The sequence below is a fragment of the Lysinibacillus sp. UBA6686 genome (genome assembly GCF_002455205.1).
GTDB lineage: Bacteria > Bacillota > Bacilli > Bacillales_A > Planococcaceae > Lysinibacillus > Lysinibacillus pakistanensis.
The window spans coordinates 1-13,350 of record NZ_DKJS01000055.1 but is presented as its reverse complement, the minus strand read 5'-3'; the positions used below and the strand labels follow the sequence as shown (position 1 = coordinate 13,350).

Sequence of the window (13,350 nt, the reverse complement as noted above, 5' to 3'; positions counted from 1 at the left end):
CAGTTTTCAAGGTTCATTATTTTGCTGATTATTTTCAGCGACTCTATTATCTTAACTTGTATTCAACAAGAAGTCAACAACTTTTTTCTAAAATCTTTTTATCAAGTTGCCCCTCTTGTTAAGGACAAGTAATAATATATAATATAGCACTTTAAAAATCAAGCATTTTTTGAAAAAAACTTTAAAATCTTTTTCTCATCGATTACAAACAATAGAATTCCCATTATAACAATTAGTCCTCCAATCAATTGTGTGACTATCAAATACTCTTTAAAAATTAAAAGAGCTAATATAGCTGCACCGATTGGTTCAAATAATATCGCAATGGAAACTACATTTGTACTAACGTATTTGATAGACCAATTAAATAGAGTATGACCAAATAAATTAGGAACTATCGCTAATAAAATGAACCATACCCAATCCATTGTAGGATACGGACCAAAAGATTCGCCTTTAATAAGAACATATACAAATAACGTAATTGTACTAACAACATAAACTAACATCGTGTAAGTCACAAGAGATAATCTTTTACGTACATCCTGGCCAAATAAAAGGTAAGCTGTAATGAGAGCACATGCAATTAGAGCGAGTATATCTCCATAGAACGCCGCTCCACTGAGTTTAAAATCTCCCCAGCTAATTAAAACACTACCAACAATAGCGATAGCACCTGCAAAAATGGTTTTCATCGTAATTTTCTCTTTAAAGAAAAAATAAGTACCAACAAATGCAAACAATGGCTGTAATGTGACCAGCACTGTTGAACTTGCGACAGATGTGTAATTTAATGATTCAAACCACAAAATAAAATGGAACGCTAAGAAAATACCCGCAATAGATGAGAATAACCAATCTCTTTTTGATAATTGTCGTAACTCTTTTGTGTATTTCCAAAAAAACAAGGGAGCCATAATCAAAACCGAAAATAACATACGATAAAATGCAATAATGCCTGCTTCTGCATTTGCTAATTTTACAAAAATAGCTGACAAGGATACAGAAATAACACCAATAAAAATTGGGATGTATGGATTGATTTTAGGTTTCTCCATAAAACATCACCTCCACTAAAAAAATACTTATACTTACATACTTTCGTGATGTACAATACAAAAAAGTAATGCACATATAATAATGACAGCTTGCATATCTCTTAGCAATACGAAATAACTGTGGAGGGTTGCGTATGGAAACATTATTAGGAAATATGATTACATATGAAGTTGGCATAAAATTAGTGATTGCAGCCACATTAAGTTTAGTAATCGGTATTGAAAGGGAATTAAAAAAGAAACCAGTAGGATTAAAAACAAGCTTAGTCATTGCAACATTTAGCTGTCTATTAACCATAATTTCAATTGAAACCGCGTACTCCACGCCACCAAGGTCAGACATTAATATCACAATGGACCCTCTCCGCTTGGCAGCTCAGGTAGTCAGTGGCATTGGATTTCTTGGAGCAGGTGTAATTTTAAGACGTGGAAACGATAGTATTTCAGGTCTAACAACTGCTGCAATGATTTGGGGAGCTGCTGGAATCGGTATTGCCGTTGGTGCGGGATTCTATATGGATGCAACATTAGCTGTTATTATTATTGTTTTCGGAATTGAGGTTTTATCGCCTTTCCTAATGAAAATAGGACCAAAACGAATTCGTATGCGAGAAGTATCATTGAAGGTACAGATTTACAATGATGAGAAAACGGAGGCCTTTTTACAATTTCTAAAAGAAAACAATATTATTATCGAGAACATCCGCATTAAAGATGTTCCAAATAATGATGATGTTTTGCACGAATTAGATTTACGTCTATCATTAATCGTTTCTGATAACCTACTGTCATTTTACCGTTCATTACGTGCCTTATCTTATATAGAAAAAATCGAAATGGAAATTTTAAACTAGTTGGAGGATTCAACGATGGCAGAACTATTAAAACTATTAAAAGACGGTAACAAACCCTCCCTTTTGGCTGCAGGTGTAAATGCATTTTTAGGAATAATTAAAGGCATTGCGTTTTTCTTTACAGGCAATGTCGCCATGTTTGCTGAAATGATGCACTCACTTGGAGATGCAGCAAACCAATTTTTTGTGTACATTGGCTCTGCTCTCTCAAAAAAGGCACCAACAAAACAGTTCCCTAGTGGCTTTGGACGAATAGTCAATTTGGTTTGTCTTTTTGCGGTAATTATTGTGGCTATTCTTTCTTATGAAACTGTCAAAGAGGGCTGGCATCATTTTATCCATCCTACAGGTGAATCTAAAGGAATGCTTATAGCACTTGGTGTACTTTTTATCGGGATTATTTTAGAAGGAACTGTTCTTGCCAAAGCTGCTGTAGAGATTTTACATGAGGCAGGGCAGGAGAAAGCCGGTATCTCAACCATCCCTAAAGCTTTTTCCTATTTAAATCGGGCTAAGCCAGCAACAAAATTAGTATTTATGGAAGACTTAGTAGCTACAGGTGGTAATGTCCTAGCATTCGGCGCTATTTTAATCGCACATTTCACAGGTTGGGCAAATATCGAAGGACTTGTTTCAATGATTATCGGCTGCATGATGTTCTATGTAGTAGCCAAGGTATTTCTTGATAATGCACGCGGAGTTATTGGTGAAACAGATGAAGAAATGCTAAACCATATTGCTCATTTAGTTTTGGATGATCCAAACATTAAAGATATTGTTCGTTTAGAAGTTATTAAAGAAGGCGAATTTTTACATGTAGAATTAGTTGCTGAAGCAGATGCTAACTTATCATTAGCTTTTTTAGACGATGTACGTGACCATTTAACAGAAGTAATTTTAAGTCAGAAGGGTGTATCGAAAGTAGCCATATTATTTGACGAGGATGATGGAAAACTAGAATGGAAACATATTGGAGATAGACCCGCTAGCTCGACATTAGAGCAATAAACCACTAAATAAACAAGAAACAGCCAATTGCCATATTTCAGGCAGTTGGCTGTTCTTTATACTGACCTTAGGTGATTTTGTTTTAATACTTCTTCATTTAAACAGTCTGGCTCTTCATTACTAACAAAAACATGATTCGTAATCAAAAACGTTAATAACATTTTTAATGCGATAATCTTTTTTACACCTCGCTGTTGAATAACAATTTTTGAGAATTTTAATGTAGCTGAGCGATTAGCTAATGCATATTCCTCTGCATTGGTAATCTCTCTACCATTTGAATGACACCCTAAAACAAAATTACCAGCATAAGAATCTTTTAAAACATTAGGATGCATTGACTCGTAATGGACCTCTGCAATTGAATCTTCAACATTCATCAATTGATGTGCTACCAAATAATGCTTAAAAGCACCTTTTAAATCAATTGCAATAGCTGTATCTTCTAAAATTGTTCGATAATAAACTAGAACAATCTCAGCATTACCTAAATAAGGCTTCACTTCTGCAATAATTTCACCAGAAGGACGTACAAATAATTGTACAATTGCTTTATTTACACCATCTGTAAAGATAATATTTGTTTGACCAAAGCGTAAACTTTTAAAAAATATACTTTGATCAACGATGTATCCTGCAGCTATTTGGTCATTTTCAATTTGTAGTGATTTCGCTTCAATTCCCAATACTTCTACACAATTTTGCATTTTATAAACATGCTGCTGAAATGGCGTCTCAATATAACGCAATGTGACAATTCGGTCTTCAAGCAATTGTTTCAACATTTGCTCCCTCTCCAATCTATATTTAATATTGTTTTTATTTTAATAAACTCAGTTGAACAAATTCTGAACAATCCTACATTAAATGCGTAAATACGACAACAAACCTACTATTACAAACAGATTTCTTTATAACAACATACAGCCTTTTATTTCAATCTGACACAAATAAGTGAAAAATGTCCTAAAAATAAACACGAAATATTCAGAAATAAAACAATCGTTTAATATACACATTACTTTTATCATATTAATTTTACCAATTCGAGCATTTTTTCATTTATGTATCAGTCTATTTAATTATATTGTAGGCCAAAAGAAACTTCTACGACAAATTTCAACATTTTGGGTTAAGTTTCCTTAACCTTGACATAAAAAAATAGGAGACTACAACAAGTAGCCTCACATTCTAGGTCAATATTAAAGGGAATTTTGTAAAATCTTACGAACATCTTCTTCCTGTAACTTATTAAAGTTACCAAATAGTCCATTTTGCATAGCATGCTCAACAATTTGATTGAATTTTTCATCGTTAATACCATAATCTGCAAGGCGATTTGGTGCTCCTAGCGATGTCCAGAATGCAGATAAACGTTCGATTCCCTCGTAGGCAACCTCTTCTGACGTCTTTCCTGTAGCATCCACTCCAAATACCCGAACTGCTATGCCTGCAAAACGTTCAGGATTCACTTTTACACTTAAACGCATCCAGTGTGGCTGTAAAATGGCTAACCCACCAGCATGTGGGATATCATACACGGCAGATACAGCATGCTCAATATTATGAGATGCCCAATCGCCTCGTGAACCGATTGATAAGAAGCCATTTAATCCAATTGTTCCTGCCAATAAAATTGTTTCACGTAACTTGACATTCTCAAGGTCTTGTAATAATTTAGGTGCCGTAGCAATAACTGTTCGTAATACACCTTCACACATTTCATCCGTAATCGGTGTATTTGTCGTATTATGGAAGTATTGCTCAAAGACATGTGACATCATATCCACAATTCCGTAAATGGTATGATTTTTTGGCACTGTCACCGTATAGGCAGGATTTAGGATGGAGAATTTTGGAAAAACAGCAGGGCTGCCCCAGCTTAATTTTTCTTCTGTAGCTGCGTTAGTAATAACTGAGCCTGAATTCATTTCAGAACCTGTTGCAGCCAACGTTAAAACCGTTCCAAGAGGCAGTGCTTCCTCTACAAAGACTTTACGCTTCACAATATCCCATGCGTCGCCATCATATTTTGCACCAGCAACTATTAATTTTGAACAGTCAATAACTGAACCGCCCCCAACTGCTAGAACAAAATCAATTGCTTCTTTCTTACAAATATCAATGCCAAGTCTTGCAGTTTCTACACGTGGATTCGGCTCAACATCACTTAATTCAAATATTATTTTTTTCGCTTCTTGTAATTTTTCAATGACAGCATTGTACACTCCGTTTTTCTTAATGCTGCCTCCTCCGTAAACAACTAATACCTTTTTTCCAAGCTGCGCCAACTCTTTCGGTAACTTCTCCAGTGCATCTTCGCCAAAATGTAATTTCACTGGATTATAAAATGTAAATGAATCCATTCAATTCGCCCCTTTCTACTTGGATTTTCTCATATTTATGTTGAAGAAAGCAAAGAATTAAGATTGTCTTAAATATGAACCATGTATGCATTATAAATACTAAGAATTCTCTCTGGTACTGAAATACCAATTTCTGATAATTTCTCTTCTATTCTCTCATAATACTGTATACAATCCTGTTTTTTGTTTTGCTTAATTAAAAACTCTAATAGAAGAAACATATAGTCCTCATTAAACTCATCAAGTTCTATCATCTTTTGTAAACAGTTTAATTTTAACAATGAATTCATAGAATCCATTGTAGTAATATACATTTCCAGTACATGCAAAACTCCTTGCTTTAAGCGCAGCTGGGTTTGAATAGCCCAAGGGTACTCCTCCTCAGCTAAAAAATCACCTTCATAGCAATTTAAGAGCTGCTGGATGGATATTTCATCATGCCTTTTTTGCTCTAGCAATTGAGTAAGTTTATCATAATCACTTGAAATCTCCACATTTAGTTGATAATGATTATTCACTAATTGAATGGGATCTTGAATACCTTTATCCTTAAAAAGCTTCCTTAACTGGTAAATAGAAGTATGTAAATTACTGGATGCCTTCTCAAATTCTAAATCAGGCCAGAGCTCCTCAATTATGACAACATTTAACATGGGCTTTTTTTGATGAAACCATAAATATAAAAATAGTTCCCGCACTTTTCTAGTACGCCACTTAATAACCTCATGTCGGGCATCCAATAAATAAAAGCTCCCAAATGTATGTGCATATAAGAGATGTTCTTTTTTCTCTTTTTCTACATCTTCTTGTAATTGCAACTTTTGCTGTGCTTTAATCAATGCCTTCATAAGTCGTTTCTCATGCACGGGCTTTAACAAATAGTCCGTTGCTTCTATGTCAAATGCATCCACTGCAAATTGAGCATGTGCTGTTACAAATATTATTTGAATCAATGGATTCCTTATTAATTGTTTTGCTACTTGTAAACCATGCACATCAATCATTTCTATATCTAAAAAAACAACATCAATCGATTCATTTTTAAGAAATTGCAGTGCATCATTAGCATTTGTAAATGTTCCTTTAATCGAAATTTGGAACTGAGTTAGTCGATTTAATTTGAAACGTAAAACATCAATAGCCATACTTTCATCATCTATGATGATAACATTCATGCTCCATCACCCTCCGGTAATAGTATAAGAATAGTTGTCCCCTTACCTTCTTCACTATATAAACGAAGATCCGCATTTTTCATTAATTTAAATTTTTTTAGTGGATTTGTAAAACCAATGCGCGAACTTTCTTCATTCATTAATTGTTGTAACTTTTTAGCAGGTATACCGACTCCATTATCATATATTTTAATGCGGATAAATTGTCCCTCTCTTTGGACACTTATCTCAATTGTACCACCTTCTGGCTTTTTGGAAATACCATGAAAAACGGCATTTTCCACTAAAGGCTGTAGTGATAATGCTGGAATCATCAGTTGTATAGACTCATCAATATCATATTTGACAGTTAAACGATCACCAAAACGCATCTCTTCAATATAAAGATATGCTTTTACTAGCTCTATTTCTTCTTCAATCAACACCATATTGTTACGATAATGTACGTTGAGCTTTGCACGGAAGTAAGTTGCTAGGCAATATAGCGCTTCCCTTGTATTATCCATATCGGTATAGCTCAAACCAATAATTGTATTGAGCGTATTATAGACAAAATGAGGGGTCACTTGTGAATATAAATGATTCATCTCAACTTCAATTGCATCTACTGATGATTGTCGAACAGCTAATAATGATTCGATTCGTAAAAGCAATTCATCCGTTGCTACTGGCTTTTGTAAATAATCATTGGCTCCTACCTGCAAGGTTAACATCAAATCTGAATGCTTCATAATAGCAGTTAAAACAATGATTGGAAGTTCTAACATATCATAATGCTTTCGCACCTGCTTACATAAATCATAGCCCGACATTCCCTCCATCATTAAGTCAACTAGCATACAATCCACTTGATACGATTTGACATAATCGACAGCGTCAAAACCATTATCCACACCAATCACTGTATAGCCCTTTAAAGCCAATACATCTGCCAACACCTTTATATTGACATGATCATCATCTACAACAAGGATTTTTTTATCGTTACCTTTATGAATCAGCGGTAGCTCAAGCTGTAGTATTTCTGATGGAGTTTGTGCAACAATGGCAAGTGAATTATCTTTATCAGATTGACCCTCTGCTGTAAGCGGCATTGTAAAGGTAAAGGTAGTTCCTTCCCCAAAAGTACTTTTTACATAAATTGCACCATTTAATTTATCTACAATATTTTTTGCAATGCTCAATCCTAATCCAAGACCATCCTTATGATGATTATTTTTCACCTGATAAAATGCATTAAAGATACGTTCTAAATCCTGAGCAGGAATGCCTTTTCCTGTATCGCTTACTTCGATAACCATATGTTTCTGCCGTTGATAGGCAGTTACAGTAATTTCTCCAATTTCGGTATGCTGGATAGCATTATGTAACAGATTGTACAATATCTGTTTAAAACGCAATTCATCTGTTAGCATGGGCGGCAATGTCAAATCTACTTCAACGAGTATTCGTACGTAACTATTAGCAGACATCACACTACGTATTTCTGTAACTACATCATTTATAATGCTTATCGGTACAGTACGAGGTGAAACACGTAGTTCGCCTGACATATGATTGGATGAAAATAATAAATCTTCCACTAAATGTCCCAGGCGCTGTGTTATATTATGAATTAAAATCACTTGCTCTTGTTGAGTACGTTTTAATGGCCCCTCAGCGCCTTCCATTAGTAATTTTGATAAATTTAAAATCCCATTTAAGGGTGTGCGTAATTCATGGGAGGTTTTCAGTAAAAATTCATCCTTCATGTGATTATGTGTTCGCAATTCTTCTGTTATAGCTTCTAGTTTCATAAAAGTGGTATTGGCACGATAGTTTAATAATGAGGAAAAACCTACTAATACACATAAGAAAAGCACAAACTCACTATAATCAACTGGTATTTCTGTAAAAAAATTAAAGATAATTAAGAACGCATAGCAACAAATTGCTACAAAGACAATTAATACATAAGAAGCTCCCTCTAAATTCCTTAAAATAATATGAATTAAAATTAATGCGATATAGATAATTCCCGGTGTGACAAAAGCTATATATGTGATCTGTAGAATAACCAAAGCTTGTTCAGTCACTTCACTATTATCGAGATAAAAAGGATTAGAAATACCATAGATAAAAAAAGTAAAACCTAGAAAAATAACAAATATATAAACCACTTTCTTCTTTACTACTTGTGGATACATAGTATAAAGAAAAAGTGTCAGGCACATATTTACGAGTGGGACGATGCCGAGTTGTAAACGTATCTGGTTATTAATCAATTCGATAGGGACCATCTGAAAGAAAATTTTCATATTAATAAAGGACAAATAAAAACCCATTAGTATCATAAACAGCCCAAGAAACAATTCTTCTTTCCGTTTGCGATTTTGTCCATAGCTAATCAGATAGATGATACCAAAGACAATATGACCCATACTCGCTACTATATCATTCAAATTTTTTTGATCATAAAAATTCTGTATCTTTTCAGTTGTACTAAATTCAACAGGATACACAATTCCTGAAGTTGGATACTGATTATAGCTGGCAACCTGTATTAAAACATCAAGTATTTGCTCCTTACTTTGCCCAATGACCATAAATTTATCATCATTCTCTGATTGAAACTCTGTAAAAGATCTACTTGGATTTCCTTTTCCCCCAACCTCCATACCATTAATAAACACTCGACTAGATTTGTGTATATATCTAAAAAATAAACCATATTGCCCCTCTGTTGGAACTTTTATAGAAACATGATATGTACCCGCAATTGGACCATCTTCATTAAACTGAAAATTCCCCTCCCATTTATCAGGAACTTTTAAAAATATACGTTGATTTGTATATCCATTTAGTAACTGTTGAGGAGAAAGCAGTAAATTTGGATAAAAGGACCACTCTCCATTAAGCTTAATCGTTCTGTTCTTTTCAAGTTGTTCACTAAACACTATCGCCATCCCCTGTTTCACGATCAGGGCATCATCTTCAAAAAAGTATTGTCCATTCCCGATAATAAAAACAATGGCAAATAACATAATAATACTTATCGCTATTAAAAAATTCTTTTTCATACTCATGCCCCTGCCATTTGTTTATCTTTGGTAATTTGTAATTTTTAACTATAATCGCACTAAATTATTATAATATTATTAATACTCTAAAATGGGGGAAGGTCAAAAGAAGCAACCTCCAAGATCTCACAAGGTTGCCATATACATCACTAAGCTAGAAAGAACGCAAAAAATACATCTTTTAAACAGTTCGAGCGCTACGGAATTATTTTTACCCCTCCTTTAAAGGAGAGTTAGCACCTGTATTTTATATTTACTGAATGCCCTGCAAGAAGATTTAATTTGAAGTGCTATTCTAATATTTGGCTCCTTATTTTCCATAATTGCTGTCTTGTGCTACAACTGCCACAGCACTACTTGCCATGACTGTAACCATTATTGTTTTAAATAGTTTGTCATAATGTGTTGTGGTATTTTTCATTTATTGTTGTCCCCTTCACTAAATTTTGGTTTCATAACTTTCCTATTTAGTCTATCAAGGGATGCCTGAACAAAATCTGAACAAAAAAGAAGGGCAGTTTCAATCACAATAGTTCCATTTATCTGTATAATAGTTCAATAAACCCAAAAAACAAATTCTGTTTTCTGTTCAGAATTTGTTTAGATAGTTATTGTATAGTAGATGAAGTACATAGTTTAAAGGAATTTTGCTTATGTTTATGTTAATTATTGTAATTGTATGCTTGGTTGTTATTTTCGGTGGATTTGGGTTATTGAAGTTTCTTCGAATGCAAAAGGTACGAAAAGAAAGAAAAGTAGTTTTAGAAAAGCGGCTGGAGCATCTGATTCAAGCCAACAAACACAAGACGCTCCAAGACAAAAACGAGTCATCCCAATGATATAGGAATGACTCGTTTTGTAATTACTATTAAAGACCTCACCAAAATTCGGCAAAAGCAAAGAAGTTAGGTGAGAGATCAACGGCCCGTAAAAGCACGATTGGTTCAACCAACAATCAGTAGGTAATGAGGAAAATCCCCCACTGATTGATGTTTCACTTGATTAAACCCATCCACGGAAGCGTGAAGCTTCTGCAGTACGACGAACACCTACCATATAGGCTGCTAAGCGCATGTTGATGTTACGTGTTGTTGCTGTAGTATAAACATTCTCAAATGCTTCAACCATTTTTTTGTATAGACGTTCTTCTACCTCTTCTTCTGTCCAGTAATAACCTTGGTTATTTTGAACCCACTCGAAGTAAGAAACCGTAACACCACCGGCAGAAGCTAACACGTCTGGTACAAGTAAAATGCCACGTTCAGTTAAAATCTTCGTTGCTTCAGATGTAGTTGGACCATTTGCTGCCTCTACTACGATGTTTGCTTTAATATTGTGCGCATTGTCAGCTGTAATTTGGTTTTCAATAGCAGCTGGCACTAAAATATCACAATCAAGCTCTAATAGTTCTTTGTTTGAAATAGTGTTTTCAAATAAAGTAGTTACTGTTCCGAAGCTATCGCGACGATCTAATAAGTAGTCAATATCTAAACCTTCTGGATCATGAAGTGCACCATAAGCATCTGAAATACCGATTACTTTTGCACCTAAATCATGCATGAATTTAGCAAGGAAGCTACCTGCGTTACCAAATCCTTGAATAACCACGCGTGCACCTTTAATATTAATGCCACGTTTTTTTGCTGCTTCTTCAATAACGATTGTAACACCCTGTGCAGTTGCACGATCACGACCTTGTGAACCACCAAGCACTAGTGGTTTACCAGTGATGAAACCTGGTGAGTTGAATTCGTCCATACGGCTGTATTCATCCATCATCCAAGCCATAATTTGTGCATTTGTAAATACGTCTGGCGCAGGAATATCTTTTGTTGGTCCTACGATTTGACTTACTGCACGTACATAACCACGGCTTAAGCGCTCGATTTCTCCCATAGACATTTGACGTGGGTCACAAATGACTCCGCCTTTACCACCGCCATATGGTAAATCGACAATTCCACATTTCAATGTCATCCACATTGAAAGCGCTTTAACTTCTTCCTCAGATACTTGTGGGTGGAAACGTACCCCACCTTTTGTTGGTCCAACAGCATCATTATGTTGTGCACGGTAACCAGTAAACACTTTTGTTGTACCATCATCCATTTTCACCGGGATGCGTACTTGTAGCATGCGAAGCGGTTCTTTTAATAATTCATACATTGCTTCGTCATAACCAAGTTTATTTAGAGCCTCTTGAATGACATCTTGAGTTGATGTGAACAGGTTTAAGTTTTCAGACATATTAAATCGCCTCTTTGTTTTTTTTAATGATAGTATATCGGCATCATTGTAACATACTTCCGAATTAAAATGTGAACATTTTGTTAAAGTTTAAATACTTTTTCAATTTGTTCAATTGACCAATCTAAATCTTCTTGTGAAATCACTAGTGGTGGAGCAAAACGAATAACTGTGTCATGTGTTTCTTTACATAGCAAGCCTAATTCTTTCAGTTTTTCACAGTATGGACGAGCCGCTTCTGTTAACTCCATCCCAATAAATAGACCTCGACCACGAACATCCTTAATAACAGGGTTGTTAATTTCTCGTAATTTACCTTTGAAGTATTCACCAAGTTGTTGTGAGCGTTCAGCTAATTTTTCATCTAGTAATACCTTAATGGATGCAATAGAAACAGCACATGCTAAAGGATTACCACCGAAAGTTGAACCGTGTGAGCCTGGATTGAAGACACCTAAGATGTCACGGTTTGCAGCTACACAAGAAATTGGGAATACACCGCCACCTAAAGCTTTACCAAGGATGTACATATCAGGTTCTACTTCTTCCCAATCACAGGCAAACATTTTACCTGTACGTGCTAAACCAGCTTGAATTTCATCTGCAATAAATAATACATTGTTTTCACGGCAAAGCTCACGAGCAGCTTTTAAGAAGCCTTCTGGTGGAATCACGATACCAGCTTCTCCTTGAATTGGTTCAATTAAAAATGCAGCAGTATTTGGAGTGATAGCTGCTTTTAAAGCTTCTAGGTTACCGTAGTCTACTAGCTTAATATTAGGTAGCATTGGACCAAAGCCACGACGATATTCTTCATCTGATGATAGAGAAACAGCCAGCATTGTTCGACCATGGAAGTTACCATTACATGCAATAACTTCAGCCTTGCCTTGTTCTACACCTTTTACATCATATGCCCAACGACGAGCCGCTTTAAAAGCAGTTTCAACCGCTTCTGCACCTGTATTCATTGGTAATACCATTTGTTTATTTGTTAATTGTCCAACAAGCTCATACCATTCACCTAGGTTTTCACTGTAGAATGCACGAGAAGTTAATGTTACTTTATCAGCTTGTTCTTTTAACGCAGCAATGATTTTTGGATGGCGATGTCCTTGGTTAACAGCAGAGTATGCTGATAACATATCTAAGTATTTATTACCCTCTGGATCTTTTACCCATGCACCCTCAGCCTCTGAAATTACGATTGGCAGTGGATGATAGTTTGCAGCACCAAAATTTTGAGTTTGTTCAATCACTTGTTGTGTTTTTGTCATAGTATATTCTCTCCTTACTTCTTATGTTGAAAAATCTATGGAAGGTTCAATAAGATAATTTAATAGAAATAATTTATTCATCAGCATTTTCTGAAAAAAGGATGAACAAGAATCTGCTAGGCTTCCATAGATAATAAGTCGCCTTACATATATGTCTGCGCTTTAACCATGTAAAGAAGTCACACAGATTCTATCCTTTAATTACTTATGGAACAGCCCTATCTTCAAAGTGGCTTTTCCTCCACTAACTTAATAAATATTAAAGCATTTCTGAAGTTGTTTTCGCTTGCATATGAAGCTGTAGGT

The 13,350-nt window shown here is 35.0% G+C and carries 9 protein-coding genes; 2 read left to right on the top strand and 7 right to left on the bottom strand.

What is annotated here, in order from left to right; all coding sequences use genetic code 11:
- Window positions 1-158: 158 nt before the first annotated feature.
- Window positions 159-1,058 carry a DMT family transporter gene (locus tag B2R82_RS14270; RefSeq protein WP_286925487.1) on the bottom strand — a complete coding sequence of 300 codons (900 nt, stop codon included), beginning with the start codon at window positions 1,056-1,058 and terminating at the stop codon, window positions 159-161.
- Between the two features lie 134 nt (window positions 1,059-1,192).
- Between B2R82_RS14270 and B2R82_RS14265 the strand changes: the two genes are divergently transcribed.
- Both B2R82_RS14265 and B2R82_RS14260 read left to right on the top strand, forming a co-directional pair.
- Window positions 1,193-1,912, top strand: a complete 720-nt coding sequence (locus B2R82_RS14265) for an MgtC/SapB family protein (protein WP_283869281.1) — start codon at window positions 1,193-1,195, stop codon at window positions 1,910-1,912.
- Between the two features lie 15 nt (window positions 1,913-1,927).
- Entirely contained in the window at window positions 1,928-2,920 is a 993-nt protein-coding gene (locus B2R82_RS14260; RefSeq protein ID WP_286925486.1) for a cation diffusion facilitator family transporter, read from the top strand.
- 56 nt (window positions 2,921-2,976) lie between these two features.
- Here the strand turns inward: B2R82_RS14260 and B2R82_RS14255 are convergent, their stop codons facing one another.
- From B2R82_RS14255 to B2R82_RS14230, 6 genes are all read right to left on the bottom strand, one after another.
- On the bottom strand, window positions 2,977-3,705 hold the full coding sequence (locus B2R82_RS14255) for a hypothetical protein (RefSeq protein WP_286925485.1): 729 nt from the start codon (window positions 3,703-3,705) through the stop codon (window positions 2,977-2,979).
- A 417-nt stretch (window positions 3,706-4,122) separates the two neighbouring features.
- A complete protein-coding gene (locus B2R82_RS14250; protein ID WP_286925484.1) occupies window positions 4,123-5,286 on the bottom strand; it encodes an iron-containing alcohol dehydrogenase in 1,164 nt (387 codons plus the stop codon).
- A gap of 68 nt (window positions 5,287-5,354) precedes the next feature.
- Complete coding sequence (locus B2R82_RS14245) at window positions 5,355-6,461, bottom strand: response regulator (RefSeq protein ID WP_286925483.1); 1,107 nt, start codon at window positions 6,459-6,461, stop codon at window positions 5,355-5,357.
- The gene (locus tag B2R82_RS14240) at window positions 6,458-9,520 is read right to left on the bottom strand and encodes an ATP-binding protein (protein WP_286925482.1); all 3,063 of its coding nucleotides are present in this window, start codon (window positions 9,518-9,520) and stop codon (window positions 6,458-6,460) included. Before B2R82_RS14240 ends, B2R82_RS14245 begins: the two co-directional genes overlap by 4 nt.
- A 1,002-nt stretch (window positions 9,521-10,522) precedes the next feature.
- A complete protein-coding gene (locus B2R82_RS14235) occupies window positions 10,523-11,767 on the bottom strand; it encodes a Glu/Leu/Phe/Val family dehydrogenase (RefSeq protein ID WP_286925481.1) in 1,245 nt (414 codons plus the stop codon).
- A gap of 83 nt (window positions 11,768-11,850) precedes the next feature.
- Window positions 11,851-13,044 carry an ornithine--oxo-acid transaminase gene (locus B2R82_RS14230; RefSeq protein ID WP_283869291.1) on the bottom strand — a complete coding sequence of 398 codons (1,194 nt, stop codon included), beginning with the start codon at window positions 13,042-13,044 and terminating at the stop codon, window positions 11,851-11,853.
- Window positions 13,045-13,350: the final 306 nt, after the last annotated feature.